We start from the raw sequence: 22,451 nt of genomic DNA on the forward strand, positions 1-22,451 counted from the left end.
AACCATCGGCTCGAAGCATAGCGAACCAGAATAGATCAACCGTCCAGTAGCGTGGATTGATTCGGGCGGGAATCATGATGTCTGACAGTGTGATCCGTGTCGCGATCGTTACGTGTGCTGCTAATGTGTGCGGGTCGCTCGAAGCGGGGCGTGTGAATCGGGTATCCGAAATCACCCTGCGGCGGAAAGCGAATGCCTCGGCGGGCCGGCCGGCGAGGGCCACCGGCAACAGCGCGTGTGGTCGAGGACGACGAAAGATCTGATGAACTCAGGAATCGCGGTGCTGTTGCTCGTCATCGGTGCGCCGCTGTTACTGCTCGCGATCGCGGTCAGTGTGTTTGCCATGCGAAACGAGCGTCGACAGCGGCAGCGAGCCGACGCCGCCATCCGCGAACGCCTCGCGTGTGAGAACGCCTTGATGCAGCTCGCACAGGTGACATTGCCCGCGATCACCGCCGCCGTGCGTCGACACGAGATCCCGTCGGTTGCTGTGGATCTGCCGGTGGAACTGGGTGATTCACAGTTCGGCCAGGCGCTGCAGTGGATCGCCACGGGTCATGCCGAGGATCTGCGCGTGGTCGCCGAGGAAACAAGGGCGATGGTCGAACGCTACGGCGAGCAACGTCGCCTGAGCGAGATACAGGCCGCGCAGGAGCAGACCCGCGGTGATCTCTCGGCGTCCTCGCGGGCAGCCACGAGCGCCGCGGTTCGATCCTTCGGCACCTCGGTGGTGAGTCTGGGCACCGACCTCGGCCAGGTCGTCAGTGCCGCGCTGCGCGAACACCGCGACGACGCGATCTACGAGACGCTCACCCGCATCGACCACACCGTGCAGCAGATGATCCGGCAGGCGCAGTCCTACGTGATCGTCTCCGGTGGACTGCCCGGACGTCGGTGGCCACAACAGTCGCTCACCGATGTGGCGGGCGGCGCCACCGGGCGGGTCAGGGAATTCCTGCGCGTGCGGGCGGCGCAGTCCGATCGGATCGTGATCAGCCGCGCGGTCGAACCGCTCGTGCACACGATGGCGACGTTGCTCGACAACGCGCTGCGCTACTCGCCGCCGTCGTCGTTCGTCGAGATCGGTTTCCAGGAGGGCCATCACGGCGTCACCGTCATCATCGACGACGCGGGCATGCGCATGAGCCCCGAGCAGCTCGAGGACGCGCGCCTGGTGCTCAGCGGCGAACGTCCGGTCGACATCCACGATCTCGGTCCCGCGCCGAAGGTCGGCTTCCCCGGTATCGCGGCCTTGGCCCGGCGCTACGGATTCTCCGTGCACGTCGACGGGCCCAACATCTTCGGTGGTATGCGTGCCATGGTGTACGTACCGTCGGCGCTGCTCGTGAGTGGGGACGCGCCGCGGCTGCCCGAGCCCGAACTCGCCGCGCCCGCCCACATTCCCGTGCCGGTCGCCGAGGTCGAATCGCCCGGCGCCGATGTCCACGAGATCACCAGCGGCGGGCTGCCCAAGCGTCGCCGCAGACCGGTTGCCCCGGATTCGGCGGGGGTAATCACGGAGTCGGGGCAGGCGCGCCCCGACCTCGCCGCTGCCTGGCGCAGCGGATCCCGCAGCGGTCGTGCCGCTGCGGCCGAGCGAACCACGGAAGGAACAGCCGATGAGCACACCGGTAGCCGATAGCACCAACCGATTGGCGTGGCTGCTCGAGGATCTCGAGATCCCCGGGGTCCGCTTCGCGGTACTGCTGTCCGAAGACGGACTGCGCATCGCCCATTCCCGTGGCGTGAGCAAAGACGACGCCGAACGGTTCGCCGCGGCCGCTTCCGGTCTGCGCTCGCTCGGCAAGGCGCTCGGCGAATTCTGCGGCGGCCCCACGAATACGGTGCGCCAGAACATGACCGAGTATGACGAGGGCATGATCATGATCACCGCCGCGGGCGCGGGCGCCCTGCTCGGTGTCGCCACCACCGCCGATGTCGACGTGGCGCTGGTGGCCCATCGGATGAACGAACTGGCTTCGCGCGTCGGTCACGAGATCGGAAGCGCGCCCCGCCTAGGCGGGAGGAATTGAGCCGCGGCAGGCGAGATCCCGACCTGGTGCGGTCCTATGTGCGCACCGGCGGACGGGTGCGCGCCGCCCATGATCTGGATCTGGTGACGTTGGTCCGTGCCGTCGAGGACGCGCGTCCCGACCACCGCCCCGACGAGCGTCGCCTGCTGGCACTCACCAGCCGCCGCGGCGCGCTGTCGATCGCCGAGCTGTCGGCCTATCTGGACCTGCCCGCCTCCGTCGTGAAGATCATCGTCTCCGATCTGCTCGACAGCGGTCACCTGCACTGCCCCACCCCGGCACAGGTGAAGCCGGAACTCGCATTGATCAAGGAGGTGTTGCATGGCCTCCGCGCCATTGCGGGATGAGGTCGACTACGTCGCGGAAACCGTGACACGGTCGGTGAAGATCCTGGTCGCAGGCAATTTCGGCGTCGGCAAAACCACCTTCGTGTGCGGAGTGTCCGAGATCAGGCCACTGCGCACGGAAGAGACGATCACCGAGGCCAGCATCGGTGTCGACGACATGGCCGGGTTGGGCAGCAAGGTTTCCACCACTGTCGCTCTGGATTTCGGCCGCATCACCCTGAATTCCCAACTCGCGCTGTATCTGTTCGGTACACCGGGCCAGGAACGGTTCGCCCCGCTGTGGGAGGAACTGGCTCGCGGCGCCCTCGGCGCGCTGGTGCTCGTCGACACCCGGCGCATCGAGAAGGCCGACGACGTGCTCTCGGCGCTGGAACAGCGTGGCGTGCCGTACGCGGTGGCGGTGAACGAATTCGAAGGGTTCCGCCGCTATCCCCTCGAAGAAGTGCGTGAGGCACTCGACCTCGCGCCGGATACTCCGGTGATCGCACTCGACGCACGTCGCCGTGATCAGGGGCTGCGCGCACTGATCACCTTGGCGGAATATCTCTTTCGCAGACAGGAAGCAACAGCGTCATGACGGTCGATATCGCCGCCGGCGAGCGGGTGGCGATGTGGGCACCCGAGTTCGCGGCGGATCCGCAGGCGGCCTACCAGCAGATGCGGAGCCGGTTCGGCTCGGTGGTGCCGGTCGAGCTGTCGCCGGGCATCCGGGCCACGCTGGTGGTCGGCTACCACACCGCCGTGCGCATCCTCAACGATCCGGAGCACTTTCCGGCCGACCCGCGGATGTGGGAACGCGATATCCCGCTGGACTGCCCGGTACTGCCGATGCTGCAATTCCGTCCGGCCGCGTTGCGCACCACCGGCGCCGAGCACACCCGGTATCGGCAGGCCAATGTCGCCGGACTCGCCGGGGTGGATCTGTACGCGATGCACAGCACCGTCGAACAGTTCGCCATCCCGCTGATCAACAGCTTCTGCGCGACCGGATCCGCGGACCTGTTGAGTCAGTACGCGTTTCCGCTGGTGTTCCAGGCGCTGAACTCGATGCTCGGGTGCACCCCCGAGATCGGGCAGCAGGTCGCCACCGGAATGGCGCAGATCTTCGAAGGCGACGACGCCGAGGCGGGTAACAACCTGCTCGCCTCCGCGCTGGCGGATCTGGTGGGGCTGCGTCAGCGCGAACCCGGTGACGATGTGGCCACCCGGCTGCTCCACCACCAGGCGGCGCTGACCGACGAGGAAATGGTGCACCAACTGCTGGTGCTCTACGGCGCGGGGATCGAGCCGATGCTGAACCTGGTGGTCAACACCTTGCGGCTGATGCTCACCGACGACCGGTTCGCGGGAAATGTGCTCGGCGGCAGCCTGTCCACGCGCGACGCGCTCGACGAGGTGCTGTTCACCGACCCGCCACTGGCCAACTTCTGCATGACCTACCCGCGTCAGCCGATCCTGGTCGAGGACACCTGGTTGCCCGCGCACGAACCGGTCGTCATCAGCATGTCGGCGTGCAACAACGATCCGGCCATCGCCGGGCGCGATGTCGTCGACAACCGTGCGCACCTGGCCTGGAGCGCGGGTCCGCACGGCTGTCCGGCCAAGCCGGTGGCGTACCTGATCGTGCAGGACGCGATCGACCAATTGCTCGATGCGCTTCCGGAACTGACCCTGGCTGTGCCCGTCGAGGAGCTGGTATGGCGGCCCGGTCCGTTCCATCGGTCGCTCGCGGCGTTGCCGGTGCGATTCCCGCAGACACCGCCGCTGCCGATGCCCTGAGATCAGACCGCACGCAGATCTGGCGCAGGGCGCGCGGCACGGGACGTCGTCGCTGCCTGAGATGATCGAGCAGCCCTCGCTGTGGGCGAGGCGAGTGGTCCGACGCGGCAATAGGTTAGCCTTGCCTAATGGCAACTGAGACTGTGAATCGACCCGCCATGGTCTACGCGTCGGCGACGGTTCGACGCGCGGTACGGCTGACACCGCGCATGCTGCGGGTCACCCTCGTCTGCGAGGACCAGGCCGCCCTCGCCGACGTCGGGCCCGACCAGTACACGAAGCTCTTCTTCCCGCTCCCGGGTCGGCCGCGTCCCGTGGTACCGCCGCCCCTGGAAGACTCGGGCAGCGTAATGAGCTGGTACCAGCGCTATCTCGCGATGCCTGACGAGATCCGCCCGCCGATGCGCACCTATACGATCCGCGCGCAGCGGCCCGAACTGGGCGAACTCGACATCGACTTCGTCCTGCACGCCGAGCACGCGGGCCCCGCCTCGAGCTGGGCCTCGACCGCGGCGCCGGGCGACGAGATCGGCCTGCTCTGCCCGCCGCACGCGCTCTATGCCCCGCCGGTCGATCCCGAGTGGCAGCTGCTCGTCGGTGACGAGACCGCCGTTCCGGCGATCGGCGCGATCATCGAACGCCTCGACGTGGGTGCGTCGGTGCGAGCGTTCATCGAAGTCGACGGCCCGGCCGACGAGCAGGGCTTCGAGACCCGCGGCGATGTGCGGATCGCGTGGGTGCATCGCGGCGATCGTCCGCACGGCGACGCGGTGGTCGACGCGGTCCGCGCCGCCGAGTTCCCCATGGGCGCGCCCTATGTGTGGATCTCCGGTGAGGCCGAGTTGGTGAAGCTCACCCGGCGCAATCTCGTCCGCGACCGAGGCGTCGACAAGCGTGCGATCACCTTCACGGGGTACTGGCGTCAGGGGCGTACCGAGGAGGACAACGGCCGCGAGAAAGTGCGTCGCGCCGCTGCCGGGGAGCCGCTGGTCGTCGACGAGGACTGACGCGCATCGTCCCTCCGACTTGTGTGACGCCACTAATAGTTATTGCACTAACTATTAGTGGCGTAATAGTGTGTGGGCAAAGGAAGGTGGTGGACGATGCAAGAGCTCGAGGATCCGTTGCGGCTCGACCGACAGGTGTGCTTCGCTCTGGCGGTGGCCAATCGTTCGGTGCTGGCGGTCTACCGGCCGCTGCTCGAACCGCTCGGCCTGACACATCCGCAGTACCTGGTGATGCTCGCCCTGTGGGGTGAGGCGCCGATGTCGGTGAAGGCCGTGGCCGAGGCGATCCAGCTCGACTCCGCGACGTTGTCACCGCTGCTCAAGCGGCTCGAATCCGCCGGTCTCATCACCCGCCGCCGCGATCCGCTCGACGAGCGCACGCTGCACATCGACCTCACCGAAGCAGGCCGTGACCTGCGCGAACAGGCCGAGCAGATCCCGCCCGCCGTCGTGGCACGCCTCGGCGTGAGCCTGGCGGATCTGGAAGAATTACGCGATGTCCTCGGCCGGGTGAACGCCGCCGCGCGACGCGCCTCCGATGTGAGGGAGCACTGATGAGCAACTCGACCCCGAATCTCTGGCAGCGCGTTCGCTACATCACCGGCGGCACTCTGCCGCCCTCGATGGCGGACTGGGTGCTGGCCGACCTCACCGGCCCCGGCGCGACCCGCCGATACCTGATGCGTTTCCTACTGCCCGTGCTTCCGGTGCTGTGCCTGTTCTTGCTGGTGCCCGGCCCGCTGTGGATCGGGCTGTCGATGATGGCGTTGCTGTACCTGCCGCTGGTCTACTTCACCGTGGCGTTGGTCTATGTCTACCGGCGGCACCGCCTGGTCAGCCATGGCTTCGATCCCGAGTTGGCGAACGAGGCCGAACGCCGTCGGGCCGAGGTCGAGCGCGTTGCCTACGAGAGTCGCCACCACCGCGGCTGATCCGCGTTCTCGTCGGGGGTCAGCCCGCGCGCAGGGTGGGCCCGACGAATCGTTCGACCAGGTGACGTTCCGCCGTGGCGTCGGACAGCGGCCAGGTGAGCAGCGACAAGACGACGCGTACGACCCAGCCCGCGGCCTCGTTGTCAGGGGCGATCCTGGTCAGCGCGGTCGCGATGTGACCGAGTTCCGTTGCGCCGGCGAGGAATTCGTCGGTATCGGGGGAGCGGTGCCGGATCAGCCACTGGCGCAGCACCGGGTCGGCGCGGATCGCGGCGACGGCGGCCAGGATGGCTTCGACAGGCCGTCGGGCGGGCGGGACCGAGTCGACGACCGACTCGACCCGCGCGACCACGGACCCGGCGGCCCTGACCATCACCGCGCGCACCAGGTGTGGTTTGCCGCCGACGTAGCGATACAGCGTCGCGCGCGAGCAGCCGGCGGCCGCGGCGATGTCCTCCGCGGTGACGTTGTCGATGCCGTGTTCGAGGAACAGCCTGAGGGCGGCGCGTTCGATGCGGTCGACCGCGATGGTGCGTCGGTCACCGCCGGTCAACCAGTCCACATGGTCGGTCATCGACGAATCCTCCCACGGCTCTGTCTCACACTGAGACGTTCGGTCACCTCTGTCTATCCGAATTAGGCGAGGCAGAGGGGATTTTCGAAGAAGTGCGTGGGTGGTTCCGGCGACCGCGATATCGCGACGCCGTCTCACACTGAGACAGACATTGACCGCGTGCTTCTCCGCGATGCACCGTGAGCGCCGACAGCCTGACCAGGAAAGGCCGCGGCCATGACCACAGACCTCGAAGCGATCGACCTGTTCGACGCGGCGGTGCTCGACGACCCGTACCCGATGTATCGCACTCTGCGCGAGGAAGCGCCCGTCTATCGGGTGCCCGGCACCGACTTCTTTCTCGTCGCCTCGTGGGCCGCGGTCACCGAGGCGACCCGGCGCCCGGCGGAGTTCTCCTCGCATCTGACCGGCGTGCTCGTCGCCCAGCCAGGTGCGGCGCCGATGACCTTCGATCTCGACGCGACCGGGCAGGGTGTCCACGTGCTCGCCACCGCCGACGGCGATGTCCACGCCGCGCACCGCGCCATCGTCGGACCGGCCCTGGCCAAACGGGTCCGCACGCTGGCCCCGGTCGTCACCGCGCTGACCGCACAGCTGTGGACGGAGGAACTCGACGGCGACCGGATCGACTGGGCCACCGGGGTCGCCGATCGATTGCCGCTGGCGCTGATCGCCGAACTCCTCGGACTGCCGGGCGTCGATGTGCCGACACTGCTCTCGCTGGCCTACGACTCCACCGAGATGCTGGGCGGTGTCGTCGCCGACGGCCGGATGACGGCGCTGATCACCTCGGCGGCCGAGCTAGCGCACTACGCCTACCTGGCGATCAGCGACGCGAAAGATCGCGTGGCCGAACGCGATTCGCCGCGCACACTGCTCGAAGTGCTCGTCGCGGCAATGGCGGCGGGCACGATCGACGAACAGCAGGCGGTGCTGATCGTGGTGCAGCTGATCGGCGCGGGCGGGGAGTCGACCGCGGGTCTGATCGCGTCGGCGGCGCGACTGCTCGCCACCGACCTCGACCTGCAGACCCGCCTGCGCGAACGCCTCGAGCTCGTCCCCGCGTTCCTCGACGAGGCGCTGCGCCTGGAGTCGCCCTTCCGCGGACACCATCGCCACGTCGTCACCGACACGCAGCTCGCCGGCGTCGACCTGCCCGCCGGGAGTCACCTGCTGTTGCTGTGGGGAGCGGCCAATCGTGATCCCGCCGCCTACCCGAATCCGGACATCGTCGACCTGGACCGCCCGCGCGCACGTGCCCACGCGGCGTTCGGTGCGGGCGCCCATTTCTGCATCGGATCCACGCTGGCTCGACTGGAAGCAACCGCCGCGCTCACCCTGCTCCTCGAACGCACCGAGCAATTCAGCCTGATCGATGCGGAGCCGCCGCGCTGGCTGCCCAGCCTGTTCGCCCGGCGCCACGCGACTCTTCCCCTGTGCATTACCCTCGGCTGAGCACGGTTCGGAGCTGGTTCTCACGGTGTCGGCCGCGAGCCACCGTCTCAGGCAGCGATGCCGCGTCAGGCAGGCGGCCGACCTCGGGCTGCGAGCCTGACACGGCGCGGACGAAGTCGCCTCGTCGTCGGATGTGGCACGGTGGCGGGGTGCGCCCTCGCTTGTTCCTGCCCGCCTGCCTGCTCGCGACGACAGCGCTGTTCGCCGGATGCGCGTCCACCACCACGGACGCGAACCCGCCGACGTCGACCGCGACGGCCGTTTCCTCGGAGAGTGCCGTGCCGCCGACTTCCCCCGCCGCGAACCGCACCGTTGTCCTCGATCCCGGTCACAACGGTGGCAATGCCGCCCATCTCGCGCAGATCAACGCACCGGTGCCCGACGGGCGCGGCGGAACGAAAGCCTGCAACACCACCGGCACCTCGGCCGCGAGTGGCTACCCCGAGCACGAGTTCACGTGGGACGTCACCCTGCGGGTGCGCGACGCCCTCGCCGCGCGAGGTGTGCGGGTGATCCTCACGCGCCCCGACGACACCGGCGTCGGACCGTGCGTCGACCAGCGGGCCGCCATCGCCAATCAGTCGGGCGCCGACGCGGTGGTCTCGATCCACGCCGACGGCAATACCGGCGCGGGCGCGCACGGATTCCACATCGCCTACGCCGAACCTCCGCTGAACCAGGTGCAGGCCGAGGCGGGGCCGCGACTGGCGACTGCGCTGCGCGATGCCATGGTCGCCGGTGGTGCGGTGCCGTCGACCTACGTGGGGTCGGCGGGACTGGATCCGCGGGCTGATCTGGCCGGGCTCAACCTGGCCGAGCGGCCGAGCGCCCTGGTCGAATGTGGGAACATGCGCTCGGCCACCGACGCCGAGCTCATCGAGACTCCCGACGGGCGAGCCCGCTACGCCGAGCTCATCACCGCCGGAATTCTCGCGTTTCTCGGCTGATTCGAGATGGCCTCCCGCCGATTTCGGAGAAGTCGCGCAAAGTTCGCCAGGCCCCTGCGACAGGTGCCCGCGCCCGAACGGTAAGGCGGCTTGTTGGCAACATGGCTACCTATCGACAACTCCTGGCAAATCCGTACACCCTGAATAGCTGCGGGGTTAACCAATCAGTTGCCATCAATGGGTACCGGTTGGTTCGAAACGGAGTTGTTCGCTGAATTCGCACGGCTGCGAAACCGTCTGTGAATACCGGCCGGTAGCAGTATTTTTCGCTACTGGAACGGTTGACGGTTGATCTTCGTCACCCTAATGTTCGGTGTCACAGTTCGATATCGAAGTGTTCAGTGTCATCGCTCGAAATGTTTCCCGGACGGCAAGCCGGCCCCTGCCGTCCTCCGTGTGCGTTTCCAAGGAGTATTGATAGTGAGAAGTCGAATTCTGTTCTTTGCCGGAGCAATGGCATTGGCGCCCATCGTCACAGCGTTGGTTCCCGCCGGAAGTGCCACTGCGCACGGCTGGATCACCGGACCGGCGAGCAGGCAGGAACAATGCGCCCGTGGCCTCGTGCCCTGCGGTGCGGTGAAATATGAACCGCAGAGCGTGGAGGGCTCGAAAGGGCTCACCAACTGCAGTGCGAACAAATATCCCGAGCTCGATGACGACAGTCTCGGGTGGGTCCCGCAGAAAGTCTCCAGCAGTGCGAGTTTCACGTGGAAGAATACCGCTAACCATCGCACATTGAATTGGGAATATTTCATCGGAAACACCAGGGTTGCCGTGTTCGACGGTCGAAATGAACAGCCCGCGATGGAAGTGACCCACACGGTTGATTTGTCGAATTATTCCGGTCGTCAGAAATTGCGTGCGGTATGGAATATCGGTGATACCGCAGCGGCCTTCTACAGTTGCGTCGATCTCGAGGTGGGTGGCGGTGGCAGCACCCCTCCGGCTACGACCACTCCGAAGCCCACCACGCCCCGGCCGACCACCAGCACCCCCGGCCCCACCACCACGCCGCCGGCGACGACCACGAAACCGCCGGCGACGACCACCCCCGGGCACGAGCACCCGACAACCACGACTGCCCCCGCCGGATCGTCGTGGCGTCAGGGCGCCACCTACGCCATCGGCGACAAGGTCACCTACCAGGGCGCCACCTATAGCTGCAGGCAGGCGCACACGGTGCACGACCCGAACTGGACGCCGCCGAATACGCCCGCGCTCTGGTCTCGGGTGTAGTCGGCGCGACGAGGTCGGCGAAACGGTTCGTGTGTTCTCCCACCATCGGTCCCGCGATGGGGTGAGGATGAGACCGACTCGCCGGCCTCGCGTTCGGTCGGCCCCGCAGCACAAGGACGTGAGATATGAGTGACAGGAAATTCGCCATCGCCGTCGCCGCCATCGGGACGGCGTTGCTGGCCACGACGATCGGCGCTCCCAGCGCCTCGGCCGGTGTTTCGCAGTTGACCGTGAAACCCAACCTGAGCGTCGGCTCGGCTACCAACTACGGCACCGGATGCACCCATCAGTTGCTGGCCCGGCTCAGTGTCGGCATCATTCCTGTCGCCTTCTACGACAACGGCGTACTGCTTGCCGTGGTCGCCCCGACCGACGGCGTCGCCATGTTCAACTGGGTGCCGTCCTACACCGGTGCCCACGCGTTGATCGCCGTCCAGGACGGCATCGCCAGTGGGGCGAATGTGTCGGTCGGCCGGGGCTTCCGCTTCGGGGAATCCTGTGTGGTCAGCGGCGGCTGACCCACGCGACAACACTGTGGCCCGGTTCTCGCGAACCGGGCCACAGTCGTTCTATCCGCTACTTCGATGCGAGCTTCTTGTCGTCACTCTTCTTGCCCGAGGCCTTCTTGGCGGGCTTCTTCGCCGCCTTCTTCGGGGTCGGCGCGGGCGCCGAACCGTTGGTCTCCGGTGGGCCCGGGTTCACCGCGGTGACGACCAGATCGTCGTCGGCGGTATCGACCTTCACCGTGCCACCCGGCTCCAACCCGCCGTCGAGCAACAACCGCGAGACCCGGTTGTCGAGCTCCTTCTGAACGGTGCGCCGCAACGGTCGCGCACCGAACTCGGGCTGAAAACCCCGCTTGCCCAGCCAGTCCACCGCGGACTGGCTGATCTCGAGTTCGATGTCCTGGGCGGCGAGCATGCGTCGCGTGCGATCCAGGATCAGTTCCACGATCTGTTCCAACTGCTCGGTGTCGAGGCGGTGGAACACGATCTGCTCGTCGATGCGGTTGAGGAACTCGGGCCGGAAGTGCTGGCGCAACAGCCCTTCGAGCTGCGGCACGATCGAGTCGAGGTCGCCGGGAGGCGCCTCGAGGATCACGTGCGAACCGATATTGGACGTCATGATCACGATCGTGTTCTTGAAATCGACCGTGCGGCCCTTGGAATCGGTGACGCGGCCGTCATCGAGCAATTGCAGCAGCACATTGAACACATCGGGGTGCGCCTTCTCGACCTCGTCGAACAGGATCACCGAATACGGCTGACGGCGCACCTTGTCGGTGAGCTGCGCGGCATCGTCGTAGCCGACATATCCGGGCGGGGCACCGACGAGCCGCGAGACCGTGTGCTTCTCCTGGAACTCGCTCATGTCGAACCGGATCAGCCGGTCCTCGTCGCCGAAGACCGCCTCCGCCAGGGCCTTCGCCAGCTCGGTCTTGCCCACACCGGTGGGCCCGAGGAACAGGAACGACCCGATCGGGCGGTTCGGATCCTTGAGCCCGGCCCTGGCCCTGCGGACCGCTTCGGCGATCGCCACGATCGCCTCGTTCTGCCCGATCACCCGCTTGTGCAGGACGTCTTCGAGCTGGAGCAGGCGCTGCTTCTCCTCGGCGGTCAGATCGGCCACCGGAATGCCGGTGCGCCTGGAGATCACCTCGGCGATGTCGACGACGTCGACGATCGGCTCCGAGGAGGTCGCACCGGACTCGTCCAGTTCCTCCTCGGCGGCGGCGATATCGGCCTTGAGCGCCTTGGCCTTCTCGTAGTCCTCGTTGTCGACCGCGGCGTCCTTTTCCCGGTACAGGCGCGCGATCGCCTCGTCCCTGGCCTTCACCGCCGGATCGGGGGTGCCCGACCGGAGCCGGACCCGCGCGCCCGCCTGGTCGATCAGGTCGATCGCCTTGTCGGGCATGAACCGGTCGGTGATGTAGCGATCCGACAGCTGCGCGGCCGCGACCAGCGACTCGTCGGAGTAGCGCACCTGGTGGTGCTCTTCGTACACATCGGCGAGACCGCGCAGGATCTCGATGGTGTCGTCCACCGAGGGCTCCGAGACCATCACCGGCTGGAACCGGCGTTCCAGGGCGGCGTCCTTCTCGATGTATCTGCGGTACTCGTCGATGGTGGTCGCGCCGACGACGTGCAGATCGCCGCGGGCCAACGCGGGCTTGAGCAGATTGCCCGCGTCCATCGAGCCCTCGCCGCCGCCACCGGCGCCGACGATGGTGTGCAGCTCGTCGATGAAGACGATCAGCTCGTCTTTGTGCGCGCGGACCTCGTCGAGGATCTTGGTCAGGCGCTCCTCGAATTCGCCGCGGTACTTACTGCCCGCCACCAGCGAGCCGACATCGAGGGCGATGACGCGGCGGTCGGCGAGGGTGACCGGCACGTCACCGTTGACGATGCGCTGGGCCAGCCCCTCCACGATCGCGGTCTTGCCGACGCCGGGATCACCGATCAGCACGGGGTTGTTCTTGCGCCGCCGCGACAGGATCTCGATGGTCTGCTCGATCTCCTCCGCGCGGCCGACGACCGGGTCGATCAAGCCCTCGCGGGCTTCGGCGGTGAGATCGCGACCGTATTCGTCGAGGGTGGGAGTGTCCGATTCCGGCTGTTGACGCTTCGAGGGCGCGGTCGCCATCGGGGTTCCCGGCGCGGGCACACCGCCGCTCTCGGTGGCCGCGATCCCGGCGACCAGGGCCTGCGCCGCGACGCTGTCGGGCAGTGAGGCGATGCCGAGCAGGATGTGTTCGGGGCCGATGTAGCTCGCGCCGGACTGGGCCGCCTGCCGCTGGGCCGCACGCAGCGCGACCTTGGTGGCGGGGCTGAGCGTGATGTCGGCGAGGTCGTCCTCGCTGGGTCGGCCGGTGTCGAGATAGTCCTGCATCTGCTCGGCGACCTGGTCGGGGTCAAGGCTGAGTTCGGCCACGATGCTGCGCCCTGGTTCCGCTTCGGTGGCGGCGTACAGCAGGTGTTCGGGAGTGATGTCGGGGTTGCCCCAATCCTGGGCCGCCTCGCGAGCCGTACCGACCAGCAACTTCGCGTTGTCGGTCATGAGTCTGCCGAGATCGATGCGTTGTACCGGTGGTTTCGATGACATTCCGGAACCGAAGAACCGCTGGAAGATATCGTCGAAAGGATCCCGAGAACTCGGCCAGCTCGCTGTCATGTCCACACCTCTTCGCTCGTCGTGCCGCGGATCGCGGCGACTCCTGCAGATCGGGTCGGTACTGCCAGCAATACTTCGGCATCCCCGAAGGGTGTGCAAGGGATTGGACAGTTTCACATCGGCGATGTCGGCAGGTGTGGCCCTCCGACCAAAATCCGGCCGAAACGGTCCCGAACCACCGGTTTTGTCCGATTCTTGATGACGGGGCGCCGCTGCGGGGTAGCGTGGCGACCCGCGAGGTGGTACCGACCACAGCGCCCATTTTTGCCCGCCGACCACCTTGGGTCGAACAGGCCGACGGGAAGTAGAGCACGGAGTTTGGTCACCGACGTCATCGATGTCAGCGCGGATTTCACGATCGCGCGTCAAGCGTTGTGGGATGTACTACTCGATCCCCAGAGTTACCCACGCATGTTCACCGGTATCGGCAGTTGTGAACCGGTGGAACGTCCCGACGGTGCGGTCCACTGGCAGGTGCGGATCGGGTCGGCGAGCGGCGGTATCCGCACGCACGAGTTCATCCTCGTCATCGGCCGCTGGTACGAGAGTTTCGAACTGCGCAGCCCCGAGCTCGGCAGCTTCGCCGCGGTTCGTTTGCGCGGCGACCAGGAGCGGACTCGTCTCGACATCACCCTCTTCGCGGTGGCGCGTATCCATCCCCTGCTCGAGCAGGGCGGCGATTCGCTGGTCACCGACTGGGTGAAGGCGGGGCTGCGCCGCACCGCCGACTCGATCGCGGGCACCCGTTCCTCGGTGGTGGTCAATGCCGAACGCTCGATGGTGCGCCGAAACGCCGGGGTGGCTCGCAGTATCGCGGCCACCGGGCTGATGCGGCCCGAGCCGGTGTCGATCATGAGACAGCTTCGGTCCCTGTCGAAGTGGGGCTTCAACCTGGCAGGCGGCTACGCGGCGGGTACGGCCTACGCCCCGGATCGGGTCGCGCTGATCGACAGCGGCGGGCACCGCACCTTCGCCGAGGTAGACGCGAGATCCACCGCGCTGGCCGCGGCGATGTACTCGATCGGTCTGCGCAAGGGCGACGCCATCGGCCTGTTGGCCCGCAATCACGCGGGCATGGTCGAAACCATGGTCGCGGCAGGCAAACTCGGCGTCGACGTGGCGCTGCTCAACGCGGGGTTGTCGGGGCGGCGGATCGAGGAGATCGTGCAGCGGCACCGGCTCAGCTCGGTCTTCGTCGACGGTGCGCTGGAAACGCTGATCCGCTACCTGCACAGCGAGGTACCGCGCTACACCACCGACGACTGTCCGCCGCATCCGGACCGCACGACGGTCGACGTCCTGATCGCCCAGGCGCACACCGACTTCCCGGTCCCCGCCCATCCCGGCAGGCTGATCGTGCTCACCTCGGGCACCAGCGGTTCGCCGAAGGGTGCGCGGCGCCCGCACGCCAAGGGGTTCGGCACCATCGCCGCACTGCTCTCCCGGATTCCGTTGCGCGTGGAGGAGGTGATGCTCATTCCGGCGCCCCTGTTCCACACCTGGGGTCTGGCCGGGTTGCAGCTCAGCACCGCACTGCGTGCCACCGTGGTGCTCTCGGACGGTTTCGATGCGATGGAGTGCCTGCGCGCGGTGGCCGAACATCGGATCACCACGTTGATCGTGGTGCCGACCATGGTGGAACGGCTGCTCGAGGTATCCGACGAGGTGCGCGCGGGCTTGGATCTGTCGAGTCTGCGATTCGTGGTCAGCTGTGGCGCGCCGTTGGCCGGGGCCACCGTGCTGCGATTCCTCGACAGCTACGGCGACGTGCTCTACAACGTGTACGGCTCCACCGAGGTGTCGTGGGCCAGCGTCGCCACCCCCGACGACCTGCGGGTATCACCCACCACCGCGGGCCGCCCGCCGCTGGGCACCCGGGTCGCGGTGCTCGGTCCCGATCTGCGTCCGGTGCCGGTCGGCTCCACCGGGCACATCTTCGTCGCCAACCACATGCTCTTCGACGGCTATGTCAACTCCGCGCCGCCGGAGGAGGCCGACGGCATGCTCGATACCGGCGACCTCGGCTATCTCGACGCCGCAGGGCGGTTGTTCGTCGCGGGCCGCGACGACGAGATGATCATCTCCGGTGGTGAGAACGTCTTCCCGCGCCCGGTCGAGGAGGCACTCGCCCATCTGCCGCAGATCAGCGAAGTCGCGGTCGTCGGCGTCCCTGACCGGGAGTTCGGCCAGCGGCTGGCCGCGTTCGTGGTGAAACGCGAAGGGGCAGGCCTGGATTCGGACATGGTGCGGAGCTATATCCGCAACCGCCTCAGCCGATTCTCGGTCCCGCGCGACGTCACGTTCTTGACCGCGCTGCCGCGTGGTGAGACCGGCAAGATCCTCAAGCGGGTACTCGTGCCGGGGTCAGCGCTGAGCGAGTAGCGACCCGACCGCGCGCTCGATCGTCGCCGAGGCCTGCTCGGCCGTCAGTCCGCGCCGGTCCTGCAGATGGTGGCGCATCGGCCAGCCGAGGGCGCCGTCGACCAGATCGAGTAGCCCGTCGTCGGACCCACCGTCGGGTCGGATCAGTTCGGGGGCGAACAGCGCGGCCAGGACGGCACGGATCCGTTCGTCGGTGCGCCGCATCCGCGCGTCGATCGCGTCGATCGATCGGGACTCCTGCAGACCGGGCAGCCGGGGCACCCGTTGTAGCTCGAAGATCGCGGCGCTCTGTTGGACCGCGCTCGTGATCCGCTCGGCCAGAGCGGGCGACGGATCGGGGTTCACCAAGCACGCCTCGACCATCTCGGACTGACGTTCGGTCGCGGCCACCAGCAACGCTTCCCGATCGGGAAAGTGCACGAACACACTGCGTTCGGAGGTACCCGCCCTGGCGGCGATCGCGCGCGCGGTCGGCGCGAAATCGCCCGCGGTGACAGCGGCGAGCAGCCCGTCGATGATGGCTTCGCGCGTTTTCGCCGGATCCCGCCGCCGCGGCGCGCGCGCCTGTCTCGCGCCCGCCGCGGCGGCGTCCCGCTCCGATCTCATCGACCCATCACAACACAGTCGGCCCAGGACCTAGTTGCTCGGCTCCGGCGCGGTCCGGTTCATCAGCGAATGCTTGCGCGAATAGGTGAAGTACACGACCAGGCCGACCACGAGCCAACCGGCGAACCGCACCCAGGTCTCCCACGGCAGCGACCAGATCAGGTAGGCCGAGAAACCGATCCCGACCAGCGGAATCACCGGCATCAACGGCAGCCGGAACGAGCGCGGGGCGTCGGGCCTGGTGCGCCGCAACACGATCACCGAGACGCACACCACGATGAAGGCCATCAGGATGCCGATATTGGTGAGCTCGGCGACGGTGTTGATCGGCAGCACGCCGGCCAGGATCGCGGCGCCGAAGCCGACGATCCAGGTGACCCTGGTCGGCACCTTGCGGGTGGGGTGGGTCTTGGCGAACCAGATGGGCAGCAGCCCGTCGCGGCTCATCGCGAACCACACCCGGGTGACGCCGAGCATGAAGGTGAGCACGACGGTGACGATGCCCACGATCGCGCCGACCGCGATGATATTGGCGACGCCCGGCATCCCGACCGATTCGAACGCGGTGGAGAAGCCACTGGTCGGGCTGATCTCGGTGTATTTCTGCATGCCGGTGAGCACGAGCGTGGCCAGCACGTAGAGCACCATCGCGATGGCGAGGGAGTAGATGATCGCCTTGGGCAGATGCTTGCGCCCGTCGATGGATTCCTCGGCCGCGGTACTCATCGCGTCGTAGCCGAATACCGCGAAGAACACCGTCGCCGCGCCCGTCCACACCGCGCCGGTGCCGAACGGGAAGTACGGGTCGTAGTTGGCGCTGTCGATGTGGAACACCCCGAGCGCCACGATGAGCGCGACCAGGGCGACCTTGATGCCCACCGCGATCGTCTCGAACCGGCCGACACTGGCGATACCGCGCGAGAGCACCCACGCGGTGCCCAGACAGAACAGCACCGCGAACAGGTCGATCACTCGGCCGTCGCCGGTGTCGGGCGCGCCGAGCATCCACTCCGGCAGGGTCAGACCGATCTGATCGAGCAGGAACCCGAAGTACCCCGATACACCGATCGCGACCACCGCCGCCACCGCGATGTACTCGAGCAGCAGATCCCAGCCGATGAACCAGCCGGCGAGCTCACCGAGCGAGACGTAGCCGTAGGTGTAGGCCGACCCGGCTTTCGGGACCATGCCGGCGAATTCGGCGTAGCACAGCGCTGCCGCGGCACTGGCCACACCGGCGATCAGGAACGAGATCAGCACCGCAGGACCGGTGACCGAGTGCGCGACCGAGCCCGCCAGGGTGAAGATGCCCGCACCGATGATGCCGCCGACGCCGATCGCGGTGAGCTGCCAGAGCCCGAGTGATTTGGCGAGCCGCTCGTCACCGGGGATCTCGTCGTCGACCTCTATCAGTGGTTTGCGGCGCAACATCTGGGTGCGCAGCTCTGCGAAAGACATTCGCGTTTCCTTCCATCGGCGCACACCGCCGCGTCATGGTGTGCTCCTGCGAGTACACCGCCACGCGCGCGGCGCGGTCACCGAGAGTGAATAATGTTCAGCGGCAATGATTGTTCGACCGAGCCGGTCATCTTCCGCGCGAGCCGACCAGTGCGCGGAGGAAGAACCCGAGGTTGGCGGGCCTTTCGGCCAGCCTGCGCATGAAGTACCCGTACCACTGGTCACCGTAGGGGACATATACCCGAACATGGTTGCCCGCGGCGGCGAGTCGCTGCTGTTCGTCGGGCCGAATGCCGAACAGCATCTGGTACTCGTACTCCTCGGTCTTGCGCTGCGCCGCCTGCACCCCGACCGCGGCCGCGGTGATCACGGCTGGGTCGTGCGAGGCGATCATCGGATAGCCCGCGCCCGCGGTGAGTACGCCGAGGCACCGCAGATAGGACGCATCGACTTCGGCCTTGTCACGGAAGGCGACCGACTCCGGTTCGTCGTAGGCGCCCTTGCACAACCGGATTCGCGACCCCGGACCCGCCATCGCGCGGCAGTCGTCCTCGGTGCGGCGCAGATACGCCTGCAACACCGTGCCCAGCCACGGGTAGTCGGCGCGGAGTTCGCGCACGATCGCCAGCGTCGAGTCGGTGGTGGTGTGGTCTTCGGCGTCGACGGTCACCCAGATCCCCGCGGCCTCGGCGGCGGCACAGATCTGGCGGGCGTGCTCGCGCGCGATGGCGTGACCGTCGCTCGGCACGGCCTGTCCGAGCGCGGACAGTTTCACCGAAACCTCCAGTGGCCGAACAGCTCCCGTGGCCACCTCGGACTGGGGGAGTGCACCGAGTGCGGCGATCAAGGTCCGGTACTGCGCGAGGGTCGCCTCGGCGCCTGCCAGGTCGGTGGTGTCCTCGCCGAGATAGTCGATGCTGACGAAACGCCCAGAGCGCAACAGGGTTTCGGCGGCACGCACCACCTGCTCGGTGGTGGTGCCCGCGACGAAGCGGGCCACCACCGCCCGGCTGACCGGCAGCCGGGTGACGGTGCGTTCCAGCCGGGGCGAGCGCGCGGCGGCGAGCATGGTCGAACGCAGGAGCACCGACATCAGTCGACCTCCGGTGCCTGGTGGGGGTAGCGATGCTCGGTCGGCGCGACGAAGGTTTCCTTGATCGTGCGCGCGGAGGTCCAGCGCAGCAGATTCTGTGGGGAACCGGCCTTGTCGTTGGTGCCGGACGCGCGCCCGCCGCCGAAGGGCTGCTGGCCGACGACCGCCCCCGACGGTTTGTCGTTGATGTAGAAATTGCCCGCGGCGAAGGTGAGCCGCTGGGTCGCCTCGGTGATCGCGGTGCGGTCTCGGGCGATGATCGAGCCGGTGAGGCCATAGGGGCTGCCGCTGTCGACGAGGTCCATCGCGTCGGCGAAGGCGGTCGGGGTGCTGTCGTCGTAGACGTGCACCGCCAGGATCGGGCCGAAGTACTCGGTGTGGAACATCTCGTCGGCCGGATCGTCACCGACCACGATGGTCGGGTCGACGAACCAGCCGACGCTGTCGTCGCTGTGTCCGCCTGCCACCACGGTCAGACCCGGTGTGGCCTTGGCCCGCTCGAGTGCGGCGGTATTGCGGTCGAAGGCGCGTCGATCGATCAGTGCCCCACCGAAATTGGTGAAGTCGGCGACATCGCCGTAGCGCAGGTTCGACGTCCGTTCGATCAGGTCCTCCGACATCGCCGCCCACACCGAACGCGGGATGAAAGCTCGGGAGGCGGCCGAACATTTCTGGCCCTGATAGTCGAAGGCGCCGCGCACCAGCGCGGTGGTGAGCACCGCTGGATCGGCCGACGGGTGCGCGAGCACGAAGTCCTTGCCGCCGGTCTCGCCGACCAGCCGCGGATAGGTGCGGTAGCCGTCCAAGCGCTGCGCCACCTCGCGCCACAGGTGCTGGAACGTCGCCGTGGATCCGGTGAAATGCACGCCGGCCAGCCGTGGGTCGGCCAGCACGACATCGGAGATCACCGGACCGGGCCCGTTGACCAGGTTGATCACCCCGGGCGGCAGTCCGGCGGCTTCGAGCAGGCACATCGTCAGGTAGGCCGCCACGGCCTGGCTCCTGGCCGGCTTCCACACCACGGTGTTGCCCATCAGCGCGGGTGCGGTGGGCAGGTTGCCCGCGATCGCGGTGAAGTTGAACGGTGTCACCGCGTAGACGAATCCCTCGAGCGAGCGGTACTGCATCCGATTCCACACACCCGGCGAGGAGAGCGGTTGCCCGGCGAGGATCTCGCGCGCGAACGAGACATTGAAGCGCCAGAAGTCGATCAGCTCGCACGGGGCGTCGATCTCGGCCTGATAGGCGGACTTGGATTGCCCGAGCATCGTCGCGGCTGCGATCTTCTCGCGCCACGGCCCGGAAAGCAGATCGGCCGCACGCAGGAAGATCGCGGCTCGGTCGTCGAAGGGCATCGCCTGCCAGGCGGGCGCCGCGGCACAGGCGGCCTCGACCGCGGCGGCGGTTTCGGTGGTGCTCGCGTCGTGCAGGGTGCCGAGGACGGCGCCGTGGCGGTGCGGTGGGACCACCTCGAAGGCGGGGCCGTCGCCGGGCAGGTGGCGGCCGCCGATCACGTGGGCGATCTCGGTGGGGGAGGCGGACAACTCGGCGAGCGCGGTCTGGAGGCGAGCCCGTTCCGGGCTGCCAGGAGCGAAAGTGCCGACGGGCTCGTTGACCGGCGGCGGGGTGGTCGCGATGGCGTCCATGAGTGCGGCTCCTGCGTCGTAAGGAAGAGCGGGATGTGACGTAGTCAACACCGATCGGCAGCAGTCATAATCATCTGATCGGATGAAGATCCGGGCATCTGTTTGTCCGATCGACCAATGGAGGTGCGCCATGTCCGAAGGGGCCACAACGCTGCGCGAGTTGCTCGCCGCCCTAGACCACACCGTGGCCACGCTCGTGGACGCGCCCGCCGGTCACGAGGTCGCGGTGCGAACGGTCGCGTTGGCCGAGCCCGCCGACCTGCCCGAACACCTCGACGTCGAGGGCGCGCTGCCCGAGGTGTACCTGCTCGTCGGTGTCGATGCCGTCGCGACCGAGCGCTGGTTGCGCGAGATCGGTGCGCGCGACCCCGCTCAGCGGCCCCGAGTGCTGATGACCAAGAGCGCCAACGACTCGCCCGCGGTCCGCGCCGCCGCCCATACCGCGGGCATCGCGCTGGTGCACGTGCACCGGCAGGCCCGCTGGGACCAGGTGTTCTCGCTGATCCGCCGGACGCTGGCCCGCTCACCCGGTCAGCGCGCCGCGTCCGACGAGCACGACCTGCTCGCCCCCGACACCGATCTGTTCGGACTGGCTCAGGTACTGGCCAAAGAAACCGGCGGCATGGTCTCGATCGAAGACCCCCAGTCACATGTGCTGGCCTACTCGGCCTCCGACGCGTCGGCCGATCAGCTGCGCATCCAGTCCATCCTCGGCCGGGAAGGCCCGAGCGACTACCTGCGGATCCTGCGGGAGTGGGGCGTGTTCGACCGGGTGCGAAGCGGCGACGAGGTCGTCGACGTGCCGGAACATCCCGAGCTCGATATCCGCCGCAGACTCGTCGTCGGTATCCGGCGTGGCGCCGACGGCGCGCGGTCCAGAATGCTCGGGACCATCTGGTTGCAGCAGGGCGCGAAACCGCTGCGGCCCGACGCGGCGCAGGTGCTGCGTGGCGCGTCGGCGGTGGCGGCCAGGATCATCGCGCGGCGGTTGGACGCCCCCTCGACCGAGGCTTTGCTCGTCCGCAGATTGTTCGGCGCGCACGGCGACGGCGTCGACGTGCCCTCGGTGGCCGCCGCGCTCAACCTGCCGACGACCGGTCCCGCCGCGGTGATCGGCTTCGCGCCGGTGGGTCCTGCCGCGGGACCGGCCGCTTCCAGTGGCCTGATCCGCTTGTACGCCAGCGCCTTCCGCGATGATTCGGTCACCGAGTCGATCGGCGAGCGCGTCTATGTCCTGCTGCCCGCCTACCACTCCGAGCGCAGCGTCGGCTCGTGGGTGCGCGAGCTGGTCACCCAACTCGAGCAGACCCGCGAACTGGTGGTGCGGGCCGCGATCGCCGCACCGGTCGCCGGGCTCACCGCGGTCGCGGGCGCGCGCGCCGAGGTCGACCGGGTGCTGGACAGTCCGGTCGCCGATCCGTCGGGCAGCCGCGTCGCCACGCTGGCCGACGCCAGGACCGCGGTGCTGCTGGCCGAGATCATGGAGCTGATCCGCGAGCACCCGCGCCTGCACGATCCGCGTCTGGCAGCCCTCGACGCCTACGACCGCGATCATGCCGCTGAACTGCGGGTATCGGTGCGGGCGTATCTGCGCGCGCACGGTGAGGTGCGCGCCGCCGCGGCCGCGTTGCGCGTGCATCCGAACACCCTGCGCTATCGGCTGCGGCGAGTGGAGACGGTCCTCGGCATCGACCTGACCGATCCCGAGGACCGGCTTCTGCTCGACATCCAGCTGGCCGCACTGCCGACAATGGCGATTGCTCAGAAGTAACACAGATATTGCAG

Annotated in this window: 20 protein-coding genes; 14 read left to right on the top strand and 6 right to left on the bottom strand. The window is 67.8% G+C overall.

Annotated elements, in window-relative coordinates; translation table 11 throughout:
• Positions 1-262 precede the first annotated feature (262 nt).
• From OHS03_RS08365 to OHS03_RS08400, 8 genes are all read left to right on the top strand, one after another.
• A complete protein-coding gene (locus OHS03_RS08365) occupies positions 263-1,642 on the top strand; it encodes a sensor histidine kinase (protein WP_328662113.1) in 1,380 nt (459 codons plus the stop codon).
• On the top strand, positions 1,620-2,033 hold the full coding sequence (locus OHS03_RS08370; protein WP_056817097.1) for a roadblock/LC7 domain-containing protein: 414 nt from the start codon (positions 1,620-1,622) through the stop codon (positions 2,031-2,033). Before OHS03_RS08365 ends, OHS03_RS08370 begins: the two co-directional genes overlap by 23 nt.
• Positions 2,030-2,380, top strand: coding sequence for a DUF742 domain-containing protein (locus tag OHS03_RS08375; protein WP_056817094.1), 351 nt, complete (start codon positions 2,030-2,032; stop codon positions 2,378-2,380). The genes OHS03_RS08370 and OHS03_RS08375 overlap by 4 nt, the downstream gene beginning before the upstream one ends.
• Positions 2,355-2,957 (top strand): GTP-binding protein, encoded by a 603-nt coding sequence (locus OHS03_RS08380; RefSeq protein WP_056817091.1) that lies wholly within the window; start codon positions 2,355-2,357, stop codon positions 2,955-2,957. The genes OHS03_RS08375 and OHS03_RS08380 overlap by 26 nt, the downstream gene beginning before the upstream one ends.
• On the top strand, positions 2,954-4,159 hold the full coding sequence (locus OHS03_RS08385; RefSeq protein WP_056817090.1) for a cytochrome P450 family protein: 1,206 nt from the start codon (positions 2,954-2,956) through the stop codon (positions 4,157-4,159). The genes OHS03_RS08380 and OHS03_RS08385 overlap by 4 nt, the downstream gene beginning before the upstream one ends.
• A gap of 128 nt (positions 4,160-4,287) precedes the next feature.
• Positions 4,288-5,166, top strand: coding sequence for a siderophore-interacting protein (locus tag OHS03_RS08390; protein WP_328662115.1), 879 nt, complete (start codon positions 4,288-4,290; stop codon positions 5,164-5,166).
• Between the two features lie 96 nt (positions 5,167-5,262).
• Entirely contained in the window at positions 5,263-5,721 is a 459-nt protein-coding gene (locus OHS03_RS08395; RefSeq protein WP_328662117.1) for a MarR family winged helix-turn-helix transcriptional regulator, read from the top strand.
• Positions 5,721-6,098, top strand: a complete 378-nt coding sequence (locus tag OHS03_RS08400) for a DUF5313 family protein (RefSeq protein ID WP_063003691.1) — start codon at positions 5,721-5,723, stop codon at positions 6,096-6,098. The genes OHS03_RS08395 and OHS03_RS08400 overlap by 1 nt, the downstream gene beginning before the upstream one ends.
• 19 nt (positions 6,099-6,117) lie before the next feature.
• On the opposite strand, the gene OHS03_RS08405 is transcribed toward OHS03_RS08400, so the two are convergent.
• Positions 6,118-6,672: a TetR/AcrR family transcriptional regulator gene (locus OHS03_RS08405; protein ID WP_328662120.1), complete on the bottom strand. Its 555-nt coding sequence runs from the start codon at positions 6,670-6,672 to the stop codon at positions 6,118-6,120.
• A gap of 216 nt (positions 6,673-6,888) precedes the next feature.
• Here OHS03_RS08405 and OHS03_RS08410 point away from each other — a divergent pair, with 216 nt between their 5' ends.
• The 4 genes from OHS03_RS08410 to OHS03_RS08425 all read left to right on the top strand — a co-directional run bounded on the left by OHS03_RS08410 (position 6,889) and on the right by OHS03_RS08425 (position 10,828).
• Complete coding sequence (locus OHS03_RS08410) at positions 6,889-8,127, top strand: cytochrome P450 (protein WP_328662122.1); 1,239 nt, start codon at positions 6,889-6,891, stop codon at positions 8,125-8,127.
• 149 nt (positions 8,128-8,276) lie between these two features.
• Positions 8,277-9,074: an N-acetylmuramoyl-L-alanine amidase gene (locus OHS03_RS08415; protein ID WP_328662124.1), complete on the top strand. Its 798-nt coding sequence runs from the start codon at positions 8,277-8,279 to the stop codon at positions 9,072-9,074.
• A gap of 288 nt (positions 9,075-9,362) precedes the next feature.
• Positions 9,363-10,310: a lytic polysaccharide monooxygenase gene (locus OHS03_RS08420; protein WP_328662126.1), complete on the top strand. Its 948-nt coding sequence runs from the start codon at positions 9,363-9,365 to the stop codon at positions 10,308-10,310.
• A gap of 125 nt (positions 10,311-10,435) precedes the next feature.
• On the top strand, positions 10,436-10,828 hold the full coding sequence (locus tag OHS03_RS08425; RefSeq protein WP_328662128.1) for a hypothetical protein: 393 nt from the start codon (positions 10,436-10,438) through the stop codon (positions 10,826-10,828).
• A gap of 58 nt (positions 10,829-10,886) precedes the next feature.
• Here the strand turns inward: OHS03_RS08425 and OHS03_RS08430 are convergent, their stop codons facing one another.
• On the bottom strand, positions 10,887-13,481 hold the full coding sequence (locus OHS03_RS08430) for an ATP-dependent Clp protease ATP-binding subunit (protein ID WP_328662130.1): 2,595 nt from the start codon (positions 13,479-13,481) through the stop codon (positions 10,887-10,889).
• Positions 13,482-13,799: 318 nt separating this feature from the next.
• Here OHS03_RS08430 and OHS03_RS08435 point away from each other — a divergent pair, with 318 nt between their 5' ends.
• A complete protein-coding gene (locus tag OHS03_RS08435; RefSeq protein WP_328662133.1) occupies positions 13,800-15,863 on the top strand; it encodes an AMP-binding protein in 2,064 nt (687 codons plus the stop codon).
• Here OHS03_RS08435 and OHS03_RS08440 read toward each other — a convergent pair.
• The 4 genes from OHS03_RS08440 to pruA all read right to left on the bottom strand — a co-directional run bounded on the left by OHS03_RS08440 (position 15,846) and on the right by pruA (position 20,666).
• Positions 15,846-16,469, bottom strand: coding sequence for a TetR/AcrR family transcriptional regulator (locus OHS03_RS08440; RefSeq protein WP_328662135.1), 624 nt, complete (start codon positions 16,467-16,469; stop codon positions 15,846-15,848). The genes OHS03_RS08435 and OHS03_RS08440 overlap by 18 nt on opposite strands.
• A gap of 30 nt (positions 16,470-16,499) precedes the next feature.
• Positions 16,500-17,927 carry an amino acid permease gene (locus OHS03_RS08445; protein ID WP_328662137.1) on the bottom strand — a complete coding sequence of 476 codons (1,428 nt, stop codon included), beginning with the start codon at positions 17,925-17,927 and terminating at the stop codon, positions 16,500-16,502.
• A gap of 127 nt (positions 17,928-18,054) precedes the next feature.
• Complete coding sequence (locus OHS03_RS08450; protein WP_328662139.1) at positions 18,055-19,020, bottom strand: proline dehydrogenase family protein; 966 nt, start codon at positions 19,018-19,020, stop codon at positions 18,055-18,057.
• Positions 19,020-20,666, bottom strand: coding sequence for an L-glutamate gamma-semialdehyde dehydrogenase (gene pruA, locus OHS03_RS08455; RefSeq protein ID WP_328662142.1), 1,647 nt, complete (start codon positions 20,664-20,666; stop codon positions 19,020-19,022). The genes OHS03_RS08450 and pruA overlap by 1 nt, the downstream gene beginning before the upstream one ends.
• A gap of 130 nt (positions 20,667-20,796) precedes the next feature.
• Here pruA and OHS03_RS08460 point away from each other — a divergent pair, with 130 nt between their 5' ends.
• Positions 20,797-22,437 carry a PucR family transcriptional regulator gene (locus tag OHS03_RS08460; protein WP_328662144.1) on the top strand — a complete coding sequence of 547 codons (1,641 nt, stop codon included), beginning with the start codon at positions 20,797-20,799 and terminating at the stop codon, positions 22,435-22,437.
• The last annotated feature ends 14 nt before the right edge of the window (positions 22,438-22,451 follow it).

Source organism: Nocardia salmonicida, from assembly GCF_036142455.1.
In the GTDB taxonomy this organism is placed as follows: Bacteria; Actinomycetota; Actinomycetes; order Mycobacteriales; family Mycobacteriaceae; genus Nocardia; species Nocardia salmonicida.